Below are 20,151 nucleotides of genomic sequence, written 5' to 3'. Positions count from 1 at the left end.
GTTAGAACTTCTCGAGGTACTGGTCGAGTTCCCACTGGGAGACGTCGATGCGGTACTCGTCGTACTCCTGGGTCTTCGCCTCGACGAACTTCTCGTAGACGTGCTCGCCGAGTGCGTCTTGGACGACTTCGTCCTCTTCGAGCGCCTCGATGGCCTCGCCGAGGTTCGACGGCAGCGTCTCGATACCGTACTCTTCGCGCTTCTCTTCGTCGAACTCGTAGATGTTCTCGCGGACCGGGTCGGGCGCTTCCAGATCCTTCTCGATGCCGTCGAGACCGGCGTGGATGAGCACTGCGAGTCCGAGGTACGGGTTACACGACGGGTCGGGGAAGCGTGCCTCGATACGGCTCGCGGCCGGGACGCGGGCGGCCGGCTTGCGGATGAGCGCCGAGCGGTTGCGGTCGGACCACGCGATGTAGACCGGTGCCTCGTAGCCGGGCACCAGCCGTTTGTAGCTGTTGACGGTCGGGTTGTTGACGGCGGCGAGGGCGGGGGCGTGTTCGAGGATGCCCGCGAGGAAGGAGTGGGCCGTCTCCGACAGGTTGAACTCGTCGTCGTCGTCGTGGAACGCGTTCTCGCCGTCCTCGGTGAAGAGCGAGATGTGAGTGTGCATCCCCGAGCCGTTGACGCGCGGGATGGGTTTGGGCATGAACGTCGCGTGCAGGTCGTGCTGGGCGGCGATCGCGCGGACGACCGTGCGGAAGGTTCCGACGTTGTCGGCCGTGGTCAGCGCGTCGTCGTATTCGAAGTTGATCTCGTGTTGCCCTTCGGCGACCTCGTGGTGGGAGGCTTCGATCTCGAAGTCCATCTGTTCGAGGCCGTAGATGATGTCACGACGGACGTCGGAGGCGAGGTCCTTCGGCGCGAGGTCGAAGTAGCCACCGACGTCGTTGGTCTTCGTGGTCGCGCGACCCTCCTCGTCCTCCTCGAAGAGGAAGAACTCGGGTTCGGGGGCGGCGTTGACCATGTACCCCATCTCGTGGGCGCGGTCGATAGCCTGCTTCAGGATGGTCCGCGGGTCGCCCTCGAACGGCTCGCCCGTCGAGGTGTTGACGACGTCACAGATGAGACGCGCGGAGCGGCCGTCGCGCCACGGCAGGATCGCGAACGTCGAGGGGTCGGGCGTCAGGCGCATGTCCGACTCCTGGATGCGCACGAAGCCTTCGATAGACGACCCGTCGAAGTAGATCCCCTCGGCGAACGCCTTCTCGGCCTGCGAGGCCGGAACGGCGACGTTCTTGACGGTGCCGAGGATGTCGGTAAACTGGAGGCGGAGGAAGTCGACTTCTTTGTCTTCGATCTCGTCGACGACGGCCTGGGCTTCCGCTGTCAAGCCGCCATCGGGCGTGGTGTTTTCGTCCGTCATGTTCTGGACACTCGTTACCGAATACACCCAGTATAAAGATTTTATCGGCTGGTGCAAACGTGGTCGCTCCAGACTAGAACTGGATATTCGTAAAATTCTAATGCCCCCAGGGAGACCGTTGGTGTAATGACGTACGAAAACCTCGACGCGAAACTCATCAATGCACTGCTCGGCGACGGTCGCGCGAGTCTCCGAAGCCTCGCGGAGGAACTCGACGTCTCGGTGACGACCGTCTCGAATCACCTCCGCGACCTCGAAGACGAGGGCGTCATCGAGGGGTACACGCCGAAGGTCAACTACGAGGCGCTGGGATACGACGTGACGGCCGTCCTCCAGCTGAAGGTGGAGGGGAGCAAACTCCCGGACATCACCGAACGACTCAAACAGGAGAAACAGATGATCTCGGTCTACGAGGTCACCGGCGACTACGACGTCATCGCCATCGGCAAGTTCAGAGACACCGACGGGATGAACCGTCAGATCAAGACGCTGCTCACGGACTCGGACATCCGCGAGTCCAACACGAGCGTCGTGCTCAACGCCGTCGTCGAGAACCAGCAGTTCGAACTCGACATCGACCAGTAGTCCGCCGTTCTCACACCCTTTTCCGCTCGTCCCGAGCGACGACTACGCCAAGTGCTCGGCGACGTTCTCCACGTCGGTCCGACAGAACGGACACCGGTATCGCGTGCTGAAGCCGCCGGACTGCGCGGTCGTCTTCGCCTGCAGTTCGTGCATCCCGATCTCTCGACCGCAGTCCGGACAGTGCAGTTTGGGCATACTATATACGAGACGAACTCCGAATTAAATCCTTCGACGAATCATATGAGAAGATATATTCTCGTCTCGGTCGAGAGTGTCTCTCGTACGTGGACCCCCGGACTCGCTCGGTCGTCGTCGCCGGCGGTGGACTCTGCTCCAGCCTCGCTGCGGCCGTGTACAGTTGGCAGACGCTCTCGACAGCGACGGCGGGACCGCGGGGCGACGGTTTCGTCGCGGGTCTCCTCGCCGCGTTCGGCCTCGCGCTCGGACTCTCGGCGGTCGTCGTCGCGGTCGACGCCGTCGCGCTCGCCGCGTGCGAACGCTTCGCCCGACTCGGCGCGCGCCAGCGACTCCTCTTGCAGGTCGGGTGCGGGCTGGCCACGCTCGGACACGCGGTGCTCGCTCTCCCGTGGGGGTCGTTGGAGTACGACCTCGTCCTGTACGAGTACGGGGGGTGGCTCGGACTCGTCGCGCTGGGGACGACGCTCACGCTCGTCGGCGGACTGTGGGTCGTCGCGGGCGCGACGAGACGCCGGTCACTCGCAAAACGCGGATGAAAAGCCCGCAGACAGCTACTCGAAGTCGTCCTCGAAGACGAACGTCCCATTGCGCTGGACGACTTCACCGTCGACTTCGATGACGGAGTCCTCGGACATGTCGACGATCATGTCGACGTGTTCGGCCGACTCGTTGGTCTCGTTCTCCTCGCCGACCGTCTCGCCGTAGGCGCTGCCGACGGCCATGTGGACGGTGTCGCCCATCTTCTCGTCGAACAGCATGTTGTAGGTGAACTGGTCGATGGCGCGGTTCATCCCGATGCCGAGTTCGCCGAGGTAGCGCGCGCCCTCGTCGGTGTCGAGGATGCCCGTCAAGAGCTCCTCGTTGCGCTCGGCGCTGTGGGCGACGACCTTTCCCTCCTCGAAGGTGAGGCGGACACCCTCGATCTCGCGTCCGTAGCGGTACAGCGGCATGTCGAAGTAGACCTCGCCCTCGACGCTGTCCTTGACGGGCGCGGTGAACACCTCGCCGCCGGGGAGGTTCTTCTCGCCGTAGTCGTTGAGCGTCGAGTTGCCCGCGACCGACATCGTCAGGTCGGTCTCGTCGCCGCTCACGATGTGGACCTCGTCGGCGTCGTCGAGGATCTCGACCATCTGCGACTGGAACTCGCGCTGTTCGTCCCAGTCCTTGTTGACGGCGTCCCAGACGAAGTTCTCGTAGCCCTCGGTGCTCATCCCCGCCAACTGGGCGTACCCCCCGGTGGGGAACTGCGTGAGACACCAGCGCGTCGAGAGTCGCTCCTTCTGGACCGGCTGGTAGGCGCGACGCCACGCGGCGTTGGTCTCCGGGGCGACGTCGCTCTTCTCGGAGGGGTTCGGCCCCGCGCGGGCGAGGATGACGACGTCGGCCTCCTCGTACATCGCCAGGTGGTGACTCGGCGTGTCGAAGTCGTCTTCGCGTGCGCGGAGGAACGCACGGTCGGCGCGGTCCGAGTAGTTCAGATAGAGCGGGTTGGCACCACGGTCGCCGATGAGCTCGTGGAGCGCGACGCCGAGGTCCTCGGCCTCCGACGGCAGGTAGACGACGACGTTGTCGCCCGCCTGGACGTCCGTCGAGTGGTCGACGATGATCTCTGCGTGCTCACGGATTCGTGCATCCATACCGATTGTTCATACAGCTGTCGGATACCCCTTTCGGGTTTCTCGCGACGTCCGTGGCTGTCGGGAGAGGACACTGCTCACAGTAGGATTATCTCTCGAGCGAACGACAGCTCTCCTGTGGCAATGTCTTCGCGTTCCCGTACACCCCTCACCACGTTCACCGTCTCCCGGCAGACCGCCGTCGAGTGGACCGGTCTCGGGACGGCCGGGTTCGTCGTCGCGCTGTTCGTCCTCGGTGGCCTCTACACGGCGGTCACGGGCCGACTCGACCTCGCCGTCTCGGTCGACGCCGAGAGACTCGGCAGCGCCGCCGTCGGTGGACTGGTCGTGCTCCTGCTGTCGGCTGGCACCATCGTCGTCCACGAACTCCTCCACGGCGTCGCGATGAAGCGCTACGGCGGGGACCCACGCTACGGCGCAGGCGTCGCCCACTTCGTCCTCCCGTACGCCTACGCGACGACCGACACCGAGTTCACGCGCAACCAGTTCATCGTGATCGCGCTGACGCCGCTCGTCGTCATCACGGCCGTCGGCGTCCCGCTCATGCTGCTCTTCGGCCTCCCCGCGCTCGTCGTCCCGCTCGCGCTGAACGTCGGCGGTGCCGTCGGCGACCTCTGGATGGTGCGCCTCCTGCTCCGCTACCCGGCGGACGTCACCGTCGTCGACGACGTGACCGGCCTCCGGGTCTTCGGCGACGCCGAGCACGCGCCCGTCGACAGCCCCCGCACCGTCCTCCGCAGCAGTCTCGTCGGCTTCGGCGTCGCCGTCGGCCTCTGTTTCCTCGCGGCGATGCTCGCGCCGATGGTCCTCGACATCGCCGGCGTGACGTCGCTGACGCTCGGCCCGGCAGGGACCCCGTGGAACATCCTGCAGTTCGAGAGCGGTCCCGACGGCTTCTCCAGCTCCATCGGTCTCGGCGGGATACTCGGGCTGAGCGCCGTCGTCGGGCTGGCGTACGGGCTGCTCACCGGTGGCCGTGACCGCAGTCGCACCGCCTGAACGCCCCTCCTCTTTCTCCGCCGGGACCACGAGTTCTTTCACCCCGCCACCGCATCGAGTGGGTATGATCGACCTTCGCAGCGACACCGTCACCCGCCCGAGCGACGCCATGCGCGAGGCCGCCCGCGACGCCGACGTCGGCGACGACGTCTACGGCGACGATCCGACCGTGAACGAACTCGAACGCCGCGCGGCCGACCTCGTCGGGATGGAGGCGGCGCTCTACGTCCCGACCGGGACGATGGGCAACCAGATCGCCGCCCGAACGCACACCGACCGAGGCCAAGAGATCCTCGTCGACGACCAGGCGCACGTCGTCAAGTGGGAACTCGGCGGGCTCGCGCAACTGTCGGGACTGCAGGTCCGCACCGTCGACTGCGGCGAGCGCGCGGTGCCGACGGCCGAGCAGGTCCGGGCGAACCTGGTCGACGAGGACCTCCACCGCCCCGGGACGGGGCTGCTCTCGCTGGAGAACACGCACAACAGTCGCGGTGGCGTGGCGGTCCCGGTCGCCCACGTCGAAACCGCCGCCGAGGCTGCCCGCGACCACGACGTTTCGGTCCACCTCGACGGTGCACGCGTGTTCAACGCTGCGGTCGCCCTCGACGTCGACCCGGCCGACCTCGTCGCGCCCGTCGACAGCGTCATGTTCTGTCTCTCGAAGGGACTCGGCGCACCGGTCGGGTCGATGCTCGCGGGGTCCGAGGAGTTCGTCGCCCGCGCGCGCCGCACGCGAAAGCTCCTCGGCGGCGGGATGCGACAGGCCGGAATGATCGCCGCACCCGGCCTCTGCGCGCTCGACAACGTCGACCGCCTCGCCGACGACCACGCCAACGCCCGGGCGCTCGCCGACGGACTGGACGGGATAGGGGGGCTCTCGGTGCCGACGCCCGACACGAACGTCGTCGTCGTCGACAGTCGCGAGGCGGGGCTCACCGGCGACGAGTTCGCCGACCGCTGTACCGACGTGGGCGTCGGCTGTGGCGCGTTCGGCGCGTACACCACGCGCTTCTGTACGAACTGGGACGTCTCGCGCGACGACGTCGACGAGGCCGTCGACCGCATCGCGTCGGTCGTCGAGTAGTCAGTAGCGCCTCTCTCAGAACAGTGCGTACCCGTTCAGCTGGACGATAGTGTAGTTCAACACCGCCGCGAAACAGCCCCACAGCAGGTAGGGGACGAGCAGCGCGGCGGCTCGTCGGTCGACGCGAGCGAAGGCGACGATGGTGCCGACGACGGCGACGACGAGCGCGACGATGATCCAGAACGCGGCGGCCGGTCGCTGGAGCGCGAAGAACACCGGCGTCCACGCCACGTTGAAGGCGAACTGGAGGGCGAACGCGCCGAACGCGAGGCGCACACCTCCGTGGTCGGTGCCGCGACGCCAGACCAGCCACAGCGCGACGCCCATCAGCGTGAACAACAGCGTCCAGACGATGCCGAACGTCGCCGGCGGCGGGTAGAACCACGGCTTCTGCAACGCCGCGAACCACGCGCTGTTCGGCCCGCCGAGCACCGCCGGCACCGCGCCGACGACGTTGACCAGGACGACGAAGCCGACGAGCGCCACCCAGTCGCGCCGCTCTCTCGGTGCGTTTCGTGTGAGTTCCATAACCTACTCTTCGGCCGCCGAGGGCCTGAACGTTCCGCCGGTCACAGCGAGAACTCGAAGCGCGCGCCCCCGTCGACGCCGTCGGTCACGGCGACGCGCCAGCCGTGAGCCTCGGCGATTCGCCGGACGATGGCGAGTCCGAACCCGGTGCCGTCGTCGTCGGTGGTGTACCCGATCTCGAACACCGACTCGCGGTCCGCCTCGGCGATGCCGGGACCGTCGTCTTCGACGGCGAATCCGTCGTCGGTGGTCTCGACGCGGACAGTCGTCACTTCGTCGTCGGACTTCGTCCGACTGCTCGTGGAGCCATGCTCCACGCTGTTCCGAAACAGGTTCTCCAGCAGGTCGACCAGTCGGTCGTGGTCGGCGTCGACCGTCTCGTCCGCCGGGAGCGACAGCACCAACTCGACGTCCGCCGTCTCGACGTTCCCCCACGCCTCCGTCGCGACCGCTCGCAGGTCGACCGGCGTCGTCTCGCCGACGATCCGTCCCTTGCGGGCGAGTCGGAGGAGGTTCTCGACGAGTCGCTCCATCCGGCCGAGTGCGGCGTCGACCTTCTCGAGGTTCGGGTCGTCGTCCGCCTCGCGAGCGAGATCGAGGTAGCCGTTGGCGACGGTCAACGGGTTGCGCAGGTCGTGTGAGACGACGCTCGCGAACTCGTCGAGTCGTTCGTTCTGCCGGCGGAGTTCACGCTCGCGCTGCTTCTGGTCGGTGACGTCCGTGTAGATGGCGTAGCCGCCCCCGTTCGCCTCGTCGAGTCGGATCGGAACGACGTGCAGGAGGAAGTCCCGGACGCCGGTCGCCGTCGCCCGCTGGACCTCCGCCCGGAGGTTCGTCCCCGCCTGCAGTTTCTCGTTGAACGCCGCGGCCTCCGCGTCGTGTTCCGGCGGGACGACGAACTCGTCGACGTTCTCGCCGACGACGTCGGCGACCGCGTAGCCGAACACCTGTTCGAACGCCGAGTTGACCCGCTGCACGACGGGTCGGCCGTCGTCGAACTCGAAGGCGATGGCGGCGTCGGGGACGTTCTCGAACAGCGCGTCGAGGCGGTCGCGCTCGTCGCGCAGTCGCGACTCGGCGTCGAGACGCTTCAGCGCCGCCGTCACGTGCGAGACGAGCAACTCGGCGAGTTCGAGGTCGGTCTCGTCGAACCCGTCGGGACGGCGCGCGACCGCCTGGAAGACCCCGTACTCACCGATGGCGACGCTGATGCCCGAGCGGTACTCCGGCCGGGCGGGGTTCGCCTCGGCGTCGGTGACGCGACGCACCAGCTGGGACGTCCCCGTTCGGTACGTCTTCCCGGCGATTCCCTCGTCGACGTGCATCCGCCGTGCACCGTCGGCGGGCGAGTCGGCCGAGACGGCCTTCGGCACGATCTCCTCGCCCTCGACGACGCCGACGTAACAGATGTCGAACGAGAGGACGTCGTCCGCGACGTCGACGGTCGATCGATACAGCTCGTCGCGCGTCTTGGCGACGAACAGTCGCGTCGCGGCGTCGTGGAGCGCCGTGACTCGGTCGGTGCTGTGACGGAGTTGCTGGCGGGTCTCCTGGCTCGTCACCCAGACGAGCTCGTCGACCAGTCGGCGAGCGGGGTCGTCGCCGTCGTCGCTGCGGACGTAGCCGGCGACCCACTCCCGTGTGACGAGCGTCTCGATCGCGGCGTCGGTGTAGGCGACGACCGGGACGCCCCGACGGTCGACTGCGTCGACGGTCGCCGGATCGAGGTCGTCGAGGTCGTCGACGAGGAGGCAGTCGGGGTCGAGGGCGACGAGTGCGGCCGACAGCTCTGCAGGGGACCGTTCGACGACCGTGACGGCGTCGCTGTCGGCGAGGAGCTCCGAGACCGTCGGTCCGTCGGCGACGACGAGCACGTGGAGGGGAGCTGACGTGGTCATCTGGCGACGTACCCGAATACCGGACAGTTGCCAACAGCAGCCAAAAACGTTGTGGTGAAGGCGACTGTCGGCGGTCTCGGAACTGGGTGTTGCGGAACTGTTTTACCCGGGCATCGGCCAGATAACAGGTAATGAGCGAACTCGAGTCGGAGTATCGCCTCGATTACTTCGAGGAGAACGACTTCGTGCGAAAGGAGTGTCCTTCCTGCGGGGCGCACTTCTGGACGCGCGACCACGATCGAGAGACGTGCGGTGAGCCACCGTGTGACGACTACAGCTTCATCGACGACCCCGGGTTCGACGAGGCCTACACGATGGAGGAGATGCGGGAGGCGTTCCTCTCCTTCTTCGAGGACAACGACCACGCCCGGATCGACCCGTACCCGGTCGCCGCCAACCGCTGGCGCGACGACGTGCTCCTGACGCAGGCGTCGATCTACGACTTCCAGCCGCTCGTCACCTCGGGCGAGACGCCGCCGCCGGCGAACCCCCTCTGTATCTCTCAGCCGTGCATCCGGATGCAGGACATCGATAACGTCGGCCGGACGGGCCGACACACGATGGCGTTCGAGATGATGGCCCACCACGCGTTCAACGCCCGCGAGGAGGCCGAAGACGAGTACGCCTACTCCGGCGAGGTCTACTGGAAGAACGACACCGTCCGCTACTGCGACGAACTGTTCCAGTCGATGGGAGCGAACCTCGACGAGATCGTCTACATCGAGGACCCGTGGGTCGGCGGCGGCAACGCCGGTCCCGCCATCGAGGTCATCTACAAGGGTGCCGAGTTGGCGACGCTCGTCTTCATGTCGCTGAAGCAGGACCCCGACGGCGAGTACGAACTGAAGGACGGCAACCGCTACTCGCCGATGGACACGTACATCGTCGACACCGGCTACGGGCTGGAACGCTGGACGTGGATGAGCCAGGGGACGCCGACCGTCTACGAGGCGGTCTACCCCGAGATGATCGCCTTCCTCAAGGAGAACGCCGGTATCGAGCACTCCGAGGAGGAAGAGCGACTCATCCATCGCGCCGCGAAACTCGCCGGCCACATGGACATCGACGAGGCCGAGGACATGGACGTCGCCCGCGACAACATCGCGGACAAACTCGACGTCAACGTCTCCGAGCTGACGACGCTGATGCGGCCGCTGGAGGACATCTACGCCATCGCGGACCACTGCCGTGCGCTCGCGTACATGTTCGGCGACGGCATCGTCCCGTCGAACGTGGGTACGGGCTATCTCGCCCGGATGGTGCTGCGCCGGACGAAGCGCCTCGTCGACAACGTCGGCATCGACGCGCCGCTTGACGAACTCGTCGACATGCAGGCGAAGCGCCTCGACTACGACAACCGCGACACGATCCGCGACATCGTCCGCACCGAGGAGGCGAAGTACCGCAAGACGCTCGAACGCGGCAGTCGCCGCATCGAGCAACTCGCCGACGAGTACGCCGGGACCGGCGAGACCATCCCCACTGACGAACTGCTCGAACTGTACGACTCCCACGGCATCCAGCCGGACATGGTCAAGGAGATCGCCGAGGAGCGCGGGGCCGAGGTCGACGTCCCCGACGACTTCTACTCGCTCGTGGCCGCCCGCCACGACACCGAGCAGGCGTTCAAGGACAAAGACGAGCGCGACGACCGGCTCTCGGAGCTTCCGGACACGGAGAAGCTCTACTACGAGGACCAACAGCGCACGGAGTTCGAGGCGGTCGTCCTCGACGTCTTCGAACGCGAAGAGGGGTACGACGTCGTCCTCGACCAGACGATGTTCTACCCCGAGGGTGGTGGCCAGCCGGCCGACAAGGGGACGCTGACCAGCGATGATCTGACGGCCGAGGTCACGGACGTCCAGATCCGCGACGGTGTCGTCCTCCACCGGACGGACCGCGACCCCGGCAAGGGCGAGTTCGTCCGCGGGCAGGTCGACGTGAAGCGTCGTCGTCGGCTGATGCGACACCACACGGCGACACACGTCGTCGGCTACGCCGCCCGGCAGGTGCTCGGCGACCACATCCGACAGGCCGGCGCACAGAAGGGGACCACCAGCTCTCGCTTCGACATCACCCACTACGAGCGCATCACGCGCGAGGAGGTCAAGGAGATCGAGCGCGTCGCCAACGAGATCGTGATGGAGAACCATCCGGTCAAACAGGAGTGGCCCCACCGCCACCAGGCCGAGGAGAAGCACGGCTTCGACCTCTACCAAGGTGGGATCCCGCCGGGGACCAACATCCGACTCATCCACGTCGCCGACGACGTGCAGGCCTGCGGCGGCACCCACGTCAAGCGGACGGGCGACATCGGCTGTGTCAAGATCCTGACTACCGAACCCGTTCAGGACGGCATCGAACGCATCGTCTTCGCCGCAGGCGACGCCGCCATCTCGGCGACCCAGCGCACCGAGGACGCGCTGTACGACGCCGCCGAGGTGCTCGACGTGACGCCGCAGGAGGTACCGGACACCGCCGAGCGCTTCTTCACCGAGTGGAAGGAGCGCGGCAAGACGATCGACCGCCTCAAGAGCGAACTCGCCGAGGCGCGCGCGGCGGCTGGCGGCGACGAGCTCGACATCGACGGCACGCCCGTCGTCGTCCAGCGACTCGACGGCGACACCGACGAACTCCGGAAGATGGCCAACGCCTTCGTCGACGAGGGGAAGGTGGCCGTCCTCGGCAGCGCGGCGGGCGGCAGCGCCACGTTCGTCGTCGGCGTCCCCGACGACGTCGACGTCAACGCGGGCGACCTCGTCGGCCAGTTGGCCCAGAAGGTCGGCGGCGGCGGCGGCGGTCCGCCGGACTTCGCACAGGGCGGCGGTCCCGACGTCGACAAACTCGACGACGCGCTCGACGAGGCGCCAGATCTGTTGAAGAGCGTGTTGAACGCGTAGGCCCGGAGCGACGTCACACGGGCGACCCTCCGTGGTCGCCGACGTGCTGTCGCGGAGGTGCGGCCTGAGACGGCGTCGTCTGCGCGACCCTCCGTGGTCGCGGACGCGCCGTCTCGACCTCGCTCCCCTCTCACCGTCTTGCGTTCGTTTTCAGTCACTGGGAACCGCGTTCCCGTTATACGTGGTCGGCGGTACGACGTTTACGTGTGAGGTGACCACGATGGCGACAACACAGACGACGACGGAGGCGACGACTGAGTGGTTCGGTGACGCGGTCGAGTTCGACTACGCGGAGGGTGTCGCCGGGTACGTGACGGTGCTCGTCCGTCTCCTGACCGGCTGGTGGTTCTTCCACGCCGGGTTCGGCAAACTGACGGGGGCGGAGCCGTTCGACGCCGCCGGGTGGCTGGTTCAGGGGACGCAGGGCGCGCCCATCCACGGCTTCCTCGCGTGGGTCGGTCAGACGCCGTTGCTCCTGGAGTTCACGAACGTCGCGGTACCGGTCGGTGAACTGCTCATCGGCCTCGGGCTGCTGGTCGGTGCGCTCACCCGACTCGCCGCGTTCTTCGGCGGCGTCCTGATGGTGTTCTTCTACCTGGGGAACGCCGATTGGGCCAACGGCTACGTCAACGGCGACCTGTTCGGACTGCTGATGTTCGTGGTCGTCGGCGTCTTCGCCGCGGGCCGCATCTTCGGGGTCGACGGCTACCTGGAGGAGACCGAGTTCGTCCAGAACCGGCCGAGACTCCGATATCTGCTCGGCTGACTCCCCGGCGCTCTCTCCGCGTTCGACGGAATCCGTCGAATCGGTGGGTTGAACCGATTTCTTCGAGTACGTTCTCCCATGCCAACTGCACGCAACGGCGACGTCTCGCTCTTCTACGACACCGACGGCGAGGGCGAGACCGTCGCGTTCGTCGGCGACGTCGGCTACGGGGCCTGGCAGTGGGGGTGGCAACACGCCGCCGTCGCCGGGCCGTACGAGAGTCTCGTGATGGATCTCCGGGGGACCGGGCAGTCCGACGCGCCCGACGGCCCGTACACGGTCGGCGAACTCGTCCGGGACCTCGACGTCGTCCTCGCGGACCACGGCGTCCGCAAGGCGCACCTCGTCGGTGCCGGCCTCGGCGGGATGGTTGCGCTTCAGACGGCACTCTCCTCGTCGCGGGCGAAGAGCCTCACGCTCCTCGGTACTGCGGCCTCCGGCGACGGCCTCGACCTCTCGCCGCTCTACGCCGTGCCGACGAATCCGCCGGAACTCCGTGCCTCGCTCGACGCAGCCCTCTCGCGAGCGTTCTTCGAGGAGCAACCGGACGTCGTCGACCAGATCGTCGCGTGGCGGCGCGAGGAGGACGCCACGCGGCCCGCGTGGGAGGCACAGGTCGCCGCCGTCGAGCGGTTCGACGTCACCGACCGGCTGTACGAGGTGACGACGCCGGCGCTCGTACTCCACGGCTCGGACGACGCCGTCTGGCCGGTCAAACGCGGCCGCGAACTGGCCGAGGGACTCCCACGAGGGTCGTTCAGCCTCGTCGACGGCGCGGGACATCTCGCCCACGTCGAGCACTCGCGGGTCGTCAACGACCTGCTGCTCGACTTCCTCGCCGCGCAGAGCGAGTGACGGCGGGCGAAGCGACCAGCGACAGACGGTCGTCACCGGAGCAGACCGACGGGTCGCAGAGACCGGCAGAACCCCGCGCCGAACGTAAGGCCTTTTCCCACCCATCTCCTGTCGGGAGACAATGAGACGACTGCGGGTGGCCTTTCTCGACGCCTCACACGACGAACCGACCACGAGACGGAACTTCCGACGCGAACTCGACGCCGACCTCGTCGAGTTCGACGCCAGCGGTGGACAGCTCCCCGACCACTACGACTTCGACGCCGTCGTCGTCAGCGGGTCGAGTTCCTCGGTCTACTGGGACGACGAGTGGATCACCGACCTCGTCGACTGGGTCGCCGAGGCGACCGACCGAGACCTGCCCATCCTGGGCGTCTGTTTCGGTCATCAGGTGGTGGCGGCGGCGCTCGGCGGCACCGTCGAACCGATGGGGTCGTTCGAACTCGGCTACAGCGAGGTCGAACACACCGGCGACGACCCGTTGTTCGAGGGCGTCGGCGACCGTTTCACCGTCTTCACGAGCCACGGCGACGCCGTAACCGAACTCCCGCCGGGCGCTCACCCCATCGCCGAGAACGAGTACGGCAACCACGGGTTCCGCAAGGGCCACTGTTTCGGCGTCCAGTTCCACCCCGAGTACGACACGGAGACCGCCGAGAAGATCGCCAAGAGCAAGGGAGAGTTCCTCGGCGACGACCGTATCCAGTCGGTGCTGGAGGGCATCACGCCGGCGAACTACGAGGCGGCCTGCGAGGCGAAACAGCTGTTCGAGAACTTCGTGCGGTACGCAGCGCAGGTCCGAGACGAGTCGAAGGCGGCGGCGTAGAAGCAGCTAACGCTTGCGAACGCTTTTCACCGAACCGTGCCGAGAGTCTGTCATGCTCGATTACGTAGAACTGGAGGCCGACCTCGACGCCGAAGAGCGACTGATTCGCGACACCGCCCGCGAGTTCGTCGCAGAGGAGGTTCGCCCGGAGATCGGCGACCACTACCTGGAGGGGACGTTCCCGACGGAACTCATCCCGCAGATGGGTGAACTGGGCTTCTACGCGCCGAATCTCGACGGCTACGGGCTCCCGAACGTCAGCGAGACGGCCTACGGCCTCCTGATGCAGGAGTTGGAGGCCTGCGACTCGGGGCTGCGTTCGATGGCGAGCGTGCAGGGTGCGCTCGTGATGTACCCCATCCACGCCTTCGGGAGCGACGAACAGAAGGAGGAGTGGCTGCCGAAACTCGGGGCCGGCGAGGCGGTGGGCTGTTTCGGCCTGACGGAGCCGGAGCACGGATCTGACCCCTCGTCGATGGAGACCCGCGCGGAGCGCGACGGCGACAGCTACGTCCTCAACGGGTCGAAGACGTGGATTACCAACTCACCCATCGCCGACGTCGCGGTCGTCTGGGCGCGCGACGCGTCGACCGAGGGGACGCCAGTCCGGGGGTTCCTCGTCGAGACCGACCGCGACGGCGTCTCGACGAACGAGATCCACGAGAAGCTCTCTCTTCGCGCCTCCATCACGGGCGAGATCGGTCTCGACGACGTCGTCGTCCCGAAGGAGAACGTCCTCCCCGGCGTCACCGGGATGAAGGGACCGCTCTCGTGTCTCACGCAGGCTCGGTTCGGCATCGCGTGGGGTGCCGTCGGTGCCGCCCGCGACTGCTTCGAGACGGCCCGCGACTACGCGACCGACCGCGAGCAGTTCGGCGGCCCGATCGCTCGGTTCCAGCTCCAACAGGAGAAACTCGCGGAGATGGCCACCCAGATCACGACCGCCCAACTGCTCGCGCACCGACTCGCCGACCTGAAGGAGCGCGGCGACCTCCGCCCGCAGCAGGTGTCGATGGCCAAGCGCAACAACGTCCGGATGGCCCGCGACCAAGCCCGCGTCGCCCGCGAGATACTCGGCGGCAACGGTATCACCGTCGACTACCCGCCGATGCGCCACCTCTCGAACATGGAGACCGTCTACACCTACGAGGGCACCCACGACATCCACACGTTGGTGTTGGGGCAGGATCTGACCGGGTTCTCCGCGTTCGAGTGAGAGAGAGAGTGTGAAACCGGAGAACGCGGTCAGCGAGCGGGTTCTCCGCGTTCGAGTAAGGCTCGAGTGAGAGAGAGTGAGACCGGAGAACGCGGTCAGCGAGCAGGTTCTCCGCGTTCGAGTGAGGCTTTCGAAGACGAGTGGAGAATCCGGTGTTGTGCGTGTCGAATGCCAGCGAGAAACATCGTTAAAGGCGTACCGTTCGTACGTGTAACTGGAGTCACAATAACATGACCGAAACGGCCCACGGCGACCCTGTGACCCTCGACCTCTCGCCCGAAGAGGCGTGGGTGGTACACGCGGCCGTCCTCGCTGCCGTCGAACGCGCGGTCGAGGACGACCAGCGTGTCGACTGTACGTCGAACCTCCTCGAGACGGTGGAAGGGGAGCGAGTGTTCACGCCGGACGAACTGCGGTTGCTCCGTGATGCGCTGCGGCACTACTTCGACGGGGCACCCGCCCGGGACCGCGAGCGGGTCGTCTCGGTGCTCGACGCCGTCGACGCCGCGCTCGGGTGACGCGGGTCGTTCGCCGTCGGAATCGCCTTCAGAGGGAGTCGCATCGGACGACCTTCCCCCACAGCGCGCGCCGGTCGGCCACCCAGCGGTAGGCTCGCTCCCGTCGCTTCGCGTACCCCGGCACTCCCCGGAGGAGTTCGAACGTCTGCCGCGCCGTCGGGTCGAGTCGCGCCAGGACCTGTTCTGTCGCCTCGCCGCAGGAGTACACGTCGCCGTCGACGAGGAGATGCGCACAGCTCTCGTAGTTCGCCGGAAGCCGGACCTTCTCGGCTCGCGTCAACTCCGAGAACCCGACGAGTTCGAACTCGCCGTGGCGGTCTGCGAAGGCCGCAGCCCACGTACAGAACCCACAATCGTCGTCGTAGACGATGCGTGGAGTCGTCTCTGCAGCGTCTCCTCGCTCCCCGTCGGTCGCCTGACGCGTCATGGCCGACCGTTGGGACCGACCGGGGAAAAGCCCCGCTCTTCGGTGGCCCTCACTCCTCGCCGTCCCAGTAGTCGACGTCGTCGTCGAGGCGGTAGTAACCCTGAAGCGTCCGCGGGTCGTCGCTCCCCGGCGGCGACCCCGCGAAGACGCCGAACTTTCCGGAGTCGGGGTAGACCGACACGTCCGGTTCGCTCATCGTCGAGACGGCGAGATACCGCAACGTCCCCTCACCGTCGTTGACGACGCGGTGACCGCCCTCCTCGCCGACGGGGAGCGCGACGAAGTCGCCGGCGCGGAGCGGCTGTGTCCCGTCGTCGGCTCGGAGCGTCCCCTCGCCGTCGAGCACGTAGAGCGCCTCCTCGTTGCCGGTGTGGTAGTGGTACGGCCACGACTTCGCATCCGACGGGAGTTCGTAGAGGCTACAGCCGAGTCGCTCGCTCCCGGCGGCCGCACCCAGTTTCTTCCGTCGGAACCGCGTCTCGCCGTGGTCGGTCTCGCTCCACTCGAGGTCGGACTCGTTCGTCTTCGACATGACGGCACGTCGACGCCATCCGTCTTGAACGCTCCGTCGACCCGTCGCCCGCTTTCGATTCTTTTTACCGCATCCTCGCTGGAGAGTCTCCAATGGCTATCGACCCGAACTTCGAGCAGAGCCGCGAGCAGGTGGGCGAAGAGAACGGCGTCACGGTCTGGGGACCCGTCGACCCGCCGGAGCAGTTGGGTATCCACGGCACGCACGTCGCCGTCGACTACGACATCTGCATCGCCGACGGCGTCTGTCTGGAGAACTGCCCGGTCGACGTGTTCACGTGGGTCGACACGCCCGACCACCCCGAGAGCGACCGGAAGGTCGAACCGACCCGCGAGGACCAGTGTATCGACTGTATGCTCTGTGTCGACGTCTGCCCGGTCGACGCCATCGACGTCGACGCGAGCCGGTAGTCTCCTCGACCTGCCGTCGTCACCCGTTTCGAGAGTTGTTTTCGACGACTGCGCCAGACGGACTTTGTCCGACCGAGGAGTGCGCACACGTGGTGACCCGAACACCACAGTCTCTGACGACACGAAGCGGGCGGCGAACGTTTCTGCAGGCTCTCGGTGGTCTCGCCGCTCTCGGCGGAGCCACGTCCGCCTTCGCCGGTACCGCGGCCGCTCACTTCCCGTCTGATCTCGACGTCGACGTCGCACCGTCTCGCGACGACCGACCGCTCCCCCGACACGACCGCGGACAGATCCGCGTCGCCGTCACCAACGTCGACGCCGTCGACGCGACCGCCGACGCGACGCGTTACCGGTTCGGCGCACCCGACGTCGTCGCCGACGGTGGCGGTGCCGAGGCGACGCGAGCGCGCCGCGTCCGCGACGTCGACGACGACGGACGCGACGACCTCGTGCTCCGGTTCCGCCTCGCCGACGCCGGTTTCTCGGACGAGGAGGAGCAGGCCGAACTCCGGTGGGACCGCGACGAGAGTCGGGAGCACGGCCTCTCCGGGGTCGACGACGTCTCGTTCCGCCGTCGACACGGCGAACGGCGATGCGACTGACGGGGCGACACGTCGCTCCGAGCGCTCGATCACCGCGCCACGTCTTGCTCCGGCGGTTACCTTCTTGTCCGTGGCGAGAGAAGTACAGATGCAATGACCTCTCAGGAAGTCACCGATCTGCTGAAGAAGGCGTACGGCGACGAGATCGAGACCGTCATGAACTACATGACGAACTCCATCGTCCTCGACGGCATCCACGCCGAGGAGATCAAAGAGTCCCTGCAGGCGGACATTCAGGAGGAACTCGACCACGCTCAGATGATCGGCCAGCGCCTGAAGCAACTCGACGAGCGCCCGCCGGGGTCGGCCGACTTCACCGCCCACCAGGACAGCCTCCAGCCGCCGGAGGACACGACTGACGTGCTCTCGGTGATCGACGGCGTGCTCGACGCCGAGGAAGACGCCATCGAGACCTACCGTTCGCTCGTCGACGCAGCCGAAGAGGCGGGCGACCCCGTCACCGAGGACCTCGCGGTGACCATCCTCGCGGACGAGGAAGCCCACCGCACGGAGTTCCGCGGGTTCAAGAAAGAGTACGACGACAGCTAACTCGGCTTCCCCTCGACGCTCGGTTCTTCATTTTTCGGCCGTCGCCGTCCGACTCTCGACTCAGTCGTCCGCAGTCGCGGGTCCGCCGCTGCCGACCTCGTCCGGGTTCGAATCACTCGTCCCGGTACGAGCCCGGGCGTCTCTCGCTTCGAACGCTTCGACGAGCAGTTCGGTGACGTCGACGATTTCGACGTCGTCCTCGAAGTCGCCGGTCTTCCGTCCGTCCTCGTACATCGTCCCGCACATCGGACAGGCGACGACGAACTTCTCGACTGCGGCACCCGCATCGGTGTCCTCCAGCGCCTCGCGGAGTCGCTCCTCGCTGGGTTTCGACTCCTCTTCGAGATCCATCCAGAGGCCGCCGCCGCCGCCGCCACAGCAGAACGAGTCGTCGCGGTTCCGCGGCATCTCCGCGAGGTCGACGCCCGTCGCGCGGATGACCTCGCGCGGCGCCTCGTACTCACCGTTGTACCGCCCGAGATGACACGGGTCGTGGTAGGTGACGCTGTAGTCGAGTTCGGTGCCGTCGAGCCCCAACCGTCCGGCGTTCACCAGCTCTTCGACCACCTGCGTGTAGTGGTACACCGGGTAGTCGAAGTCGTCGACCATCTCGGGATACTCGTTCGTGAACGTGTTGTACGAGTGAGGGTCCGTACAGACGATCTTCTCGAACTCGCACTGCTCGAAGGCGGCGGCGTTGTCCTCGACGAGCATCTCGTAGAGGCCCTCCTCGCCGACCCGGCGGACGTCGTTGCCGTCGTGTTTCTCGTCCTCGTAGAGGATGCCGTAGGAGACGTTCGCCTCGTGGAGGACGCGGGCCATCGAGCGGGCGACGCGCTGGTTGCGCTCGTCGTACGAGGGGTAGTCGCCGACGTACCAGAGGAACTCCACCGCCTCCTCGCGGGCGTCGGGCACCTCGAACTCCAGTTCGTCGGTCCAGTCGCCGCGTTTGCGCTCGGGTTCGCCGAACGTGTTGCCGTTCTGGAAGACGTTCATCATCGTCTCCTGGACAGACTCCTTCATCTGACCGGTCTCGGTCAGCCGGCGGTTCATCTCCGTGAAGTGGTTCAAGTGCTCGATCTCGACCGGACAGGCGTCCATACAGGCCATACAGGCCATACAGGACTCCATCGTCTCCGAGTCGACGACCGACGTCCCGCCGTCGGCGACGATGTCGATCGACTCGGTGCGGCCGGCGTCGCGGTCGTCGCGGTACTGTTTCAGGTCGAGGATGACGTCCCGCGGGTCGAGCGGGCGACCCGAGGCCTTCGCCGGACAGACGGCCGAACACCGGCCACACTTCGTGCAGGCGTCCATGTCGAGCATCTGCTTCCACGAGAAGTCCTCGACGGACGTGTAGCCGATGTCGTCGGGTGCGAGATCGGCCGGGACGCCCGGGAGGCGCTGACCGGCCTTCTCGTCGCGGGTGACGACGTTGGCGAACGAGGAGATCATGTGGAACGGTTTGGCGTAGGGGACGAGCGCGACGAACCCGAGCGCGAGCAGGGCGTGGGACCACCAGCCCCACCAGTAGAGCGTCTCGGCCTGCCCGGCGGACATCCCGGCGGCGTCGAAGACGAGCGCGCCGAAGTAGCCGACGAAGCTCACCGTCTCGAAGGAGGGGAAGCCGGTGCCGACGATGCGGAGCGCCTCGATCACGTAGCCGCCGACGCCGAGCAGGAACAGCGTCCAGATGAACGCGTCGTCCTCCAGCGACGTGTGTTTGCCCCACAGCCGGTGGTTACGGACGACGTAGCGGCGGTAGATCGCCATGCCGACGCCGACGACGAACAGCAACCCCATCGCGTCCATCACCAGCGAGTAGGAGAGATAGAAGTCGCCGACGAAGAACGACTGCTCCTCGCCGGTCAAAAGCGCCGTGAGGAGCCGGTAGCCGTCGATGTCGACGGCGAGGATGGTCGTCCCGATGAGCAGAGTGAGAAAGCCCCAGAGGACGAACGCGTGCATGATTCCTCCATACAGATCCCGGTCGAACTGCTTCTCGTTCGAGAGCACGATCCTCGCCGAGGAGACGATCCGAGTGCCGACGTCGTCGAGTCGCTCGAACCAGTCGTCGGTCCCCCTCGTGTACCGGGCGAACCGCTCGTAGACGCCGTAGAGGAAGACGAGGACGGCGGCGGCCGCGAGGAAGTAGAACGCGGCCTTGCCGACCGGACCGATAGTCCAGAACGTTTCCCGCGTGACTGTCGATTGCAGGAATATCATACTCAATCACCCGAATAGTGGACGGTTAA

General features: G+C 66.7%; 21 protein-coding genes. 13 read left to right on the top strand and 8 right to left on the bottom strand.

What is annotated here, in order from left to right; genetic code table 11:
• Window position 1: 1 nt before the first annotated feature.
• Complete coding sequence (glnA, locus tag EOHIBHHM_RS05425; protein WP_497255357.1) at window positions 2-1,366, bottom strand: type I glutamate--ammonia ligase; 1,365 nt, start codon at window positions 1,364-1,366, stop codon at window positions 2-4.
• Window positions 1,367-1,492: 126 nt separating this feature from the next.
• Here glnA and lrp point away from each other — a divergent pair, with 126 nt between their 5' ends.
• On the top strand, window positions 1,493-1,951 hold the full coding sequence (gene lrp, locus EOHIBHHM_RS05420) for an HTH-type transcriptional regulator Lrp (protein WP_497255355.1): 459 nt from the start codon (window positions 1,493-1,495) through the stop codon (window positions 1,949-1,951).
• 42 nt (window positions 1,952-1,993) lie between these two features.
• Here the strand turns inward: lrp and EOHIBHHM_RS05415 are convergent, their stop codons facing one another.
• Window positions 1,994-2,146: a hypothetical protein gene (locus tag EOHIBHHM_RS05415; RefSeq protein WP_497255353.1), complete on the bottom strand. Its 153-nt coding sequence runs from the start codon at window positions 2,144-2,146 to the stop codon at window positions 1,994-1,996.
• Between the two features lie 89 nt (window positions 2,147-2,235).
• Between EOHIBHHM_RS05415 and EOHIBHHM_RS05410 the strand changes: the two genes are divergently transcribed.
• Window positions 2,236-2,685, top strand: a complete 450-nt coding sequence (locus EOHIBHHM_RS05410) for a hypothetical protein (RefSeq protein WP_497255351.1) — start codon at window positions 2,236-2,238, stop codon at window positions 2,683-2,685.
• 15 nt (window positions 2,686-2,700) lie between these two features.
• On the opposite strand, the gene EOHIBHHM_RS05405 is transcribed toward EOHIBHHM_RS05410, so the two are convergent.
• Window positions 2,701-3,786: an aminopeptidase gene (locus EOHIBHHM_RS05405; RefSeq protein ID WP_497255349.1), complete on the bottom strand. Its 1,086-nt coding sequence runs from the start codon at window positions 3,784-3,786 to the stop codon at window positions 2,701-2,703.
• Window positions 3,787-3,909: 123 nt separating this feature from the next.
• Here EOHIBHHM_RS05405 and EOHIBHHM_RS05400 point away from each other — a divergent pair, with 123 nt between their 5' ends.
• Both EOHIBHHM_RS05400 and ltaE read left to right on the top strand, forming a co-directional pair.
• Window positions 3,910-4,785, top strand: coding sequence for a DUF3267 domain-containing protein (locus EOHIBHHM_RS05400; RefSeq protein ID WP_497256916.1), 876 nt, complete (start codon window positions 3,910-3,912; stop codon window positions 4,783-4,785).
• A gap of 64 nt (window positions 4,786-4,849) precedes the next feature.
• Complete coding sequence (gene ltaE, locus EOHIBHHM_RS05395) at window positions 4,850-5,869, top strand: low-specificity L-threonine aldolase (protein WP_497255347.1); 1,020 nt, start codon at window positions 4,850-4,852, stop codon at window positions 5,867-5,869.
• A 15-nt stretch (window positions 5,870-5,884) separates the two neighbouring features.
• On the opposite strand, the gene EOHIBHHM_RS05390 is transcribed toward ltaE, so the two are convergent.
• Both EOHIBHHM_RS05390 and EOHIBHHM_RS05385 read right to left on the bottom strand, forming a co-directional pair.
• The gene (locus EOHIBHHM_RS05390) at window positions 5,885-6,397 is read right to left on the bottom strand and encodes a TspO/MBR family protein (RefSeq protein WP_497255345.1); all 513 of its coding nucleotides are present in this window, start codon (window positions 6,395-6,397) and stop codon (window positions 5,885-5,887) included.
• Between the two features lie 41 nt (window positions 6,398-6,438).
• Window positions 6,439-8,295, bottom strand: coding sequence for an ATP-binding protein (locus EOHIBHHM_RS05385; protein ID WP_497255343.1), 1,857 nt, complete (start codon window positions 8,293-8,295; stop codon window positions 6,439-6,441).
• Between the two features lie 131 nt (window positions 8,296-8,426).
• Between EOHIBHHM_RS05385 and alaS the strand changes: the two genes are divergently transcribed.
• From alaS to EOHIBHHM_RS05355, 6 genes are all read left to right on the top strand, one after another.
• Window positions 8,427-11,195, top strand: coding sequence for an alanine--tRNA ligase (gene alaS / locus EOHIBHHM_RS05380; protein ID WP_497255341.1), 2,769 nt, complete (start codon window positions 8,427-8,429; stop codon window positions 11,193-11,195).
• Between the two features lie 220 nt (window positions 11,196-11,415).
• Window positions 11,416-11,961 carry a DoxX family membrane protein gene (locus EOHIBHHM_RS05375; protein ID WP_497255339.1) on the top strand — a complete coding sequence of 182 codons (546 nt, stop codon included), beginning with the start codon at window positions 11,416-11,418 and terminating at the stop codon, window positions 11,959-11,961.
• A 78-nt stretch (window positions 11,962-12,039) separates the two neighbouring features.
• Window positions 12,040-12,816, top strand: coding sequence for an alpha/beta fold hydrolase (locus EOHIBHHM_RS05370; RefSeq protein WP_497255337.1), 777 nt, complete (start codon window positions 12,040-12,042; stop codon window positions 12,814-12,816).
• 121 nt (window positions 12,817-12,937) lie between these two features.
• A complete protein-coding gene (locus tag EOHIBHHM_RS05365; protein ID WP_497255335.1) occupies window positions 12,938-13,642 on the top strand; it encodes a type 1 glutamine amidotransferase in 705 nt (234 codons plus the stop codon).
• A 52-nt stretch (window positions 13,643-13,694) separates the two neighbouring features.
• The gene (locus EOHIBHHM_RS05360) at window positions 13,695-14,858 is read left to right on the top strand and encodes an acyl-CoA dehydrogenase family protein (protein ID WP_497255333.1); all 1,164 of its coding nucleotides are present in this window, start codon (window positions 13,695-13,697) and stop codon (window positions 14,856-14,858) included.
• Between the two features lie 230 nt (window positions 14,859-15,088).
• Window positions 15,089-15,376: a DUF7853 family protein gene (locus tag EOHIBHHM_RS05355; protein ID WP_497255331.1), complete on the top strand. Its 288-nt coding sequence runs from the start codon at window positions 15,089-15,091 to the stop codon at window positions 15,374-15,376.
• Window positions 15,377-15,404: 28 nt separating this feature from the next.
• On the opposite strand, the gene EOHIBHHM_RS05350 is transcribed toward EOHIBHHM_RS05355, so the two are convergent.
• Complete coding sequence (locus tag EOHIBHHM_RS05350) at window positions 15,405-15,803, bottom strand: thiol-disulfide oxidoreductase DCC family protein (RefSeq protein WP_497255329.1); 399 nt, start codon at window positions 15,801-15,803, stop codon at window positions 15,405-15,407.
• Between the two features lie 49 nt (window positions 15,804-15,852).
• On the bottom strand, window positions 15,853-16,335 hold the full coding sequence (locus tag EOHIBHHM_RS05345; protein WP_497255327.1) for a cupin domain-containing protein: 483 nt from the start codon (window positions 16,333-16,335) through the stop codon (window positions 15,853-15,855).
• A 92-nt stretch (window positions 16,336-16,427) separates the two neighbouring features.
• On the opposite strand from EOHIBHHM_RS05345, the gene EOHIBHHM_RS05340 reads away from it, so the two are divergent.
• From EOHIBHHM_RS05340 to EOHIBHHM_RS05330, 3 genes are all read left to right on the top strand, one after another.
• A complete protein-coding gene (locus tag EOHIBHHM_RS05340) occupies window positions 16,428-16,745 on the top strand; it encodes a 4Fe-4S dicluster domain-containing protein (protein WP_089822401.1) in 318 nt (105 codons plus the stop codon).
• Window positions 16,746-16,837: 92 nt separating this feature from the next.
• On the top strand, window positions 16,838-17,347 hold the full coding sequence (locus tag EOHIBHHM_RS05335; protein WP_497255325.1) for a hypothetical protein: 510 nt from the start codon (window positions 16,838-16,840) through the stop codon (window positions 17,345-17,347).
• A 93-nt stretch (window positions 17,348-17,440) separates the two neighbouring features.
• Window positions 17,441-17,896 carry a ferritin-like domain-containing protein gene (locus EOHIBHHM_RS05330; protein ID WP_497255323.1) on the top strand — a complete coding sequence of 152 codons (456 nt, stop codon included), beginning with the start codon at window positions 17,441-17,443 and terminating at the stop codon, window positions 17,894-17,896.
• A gap of 60 nt (window positions 17,897-17,956) precedes the next feature.
• Here EOHIBHHM_RS05330 and EOHIBHHM_RS05325 read toward each other — a convergent pair whose 3' ends face one another.
• Window positions 17,957-20,122 carry a heterodisulfide reductase-related iron-sulfur binding cluster gene (locus EOHIBHHM_RS05325; RefSeq protein WP_497255321.1) on the bottom strand — a complete coding sequence of 722 codons (2,166 nt, stop codon included), beginning with the start codon at window positions 20,120-20,122 and terminating at the stop codon, window positions 17,957-17,959.
• Window positions 20,123-20,151: the final 29 nt, after the last annotated feature.

This window comes from Halogranum roseipondis (genome assembly GCF_059695585.1).
Note: the sequence above shows the minus strand (reverse complement) of the source record. Positions and strands in the feature narration are given on the sequence as shown.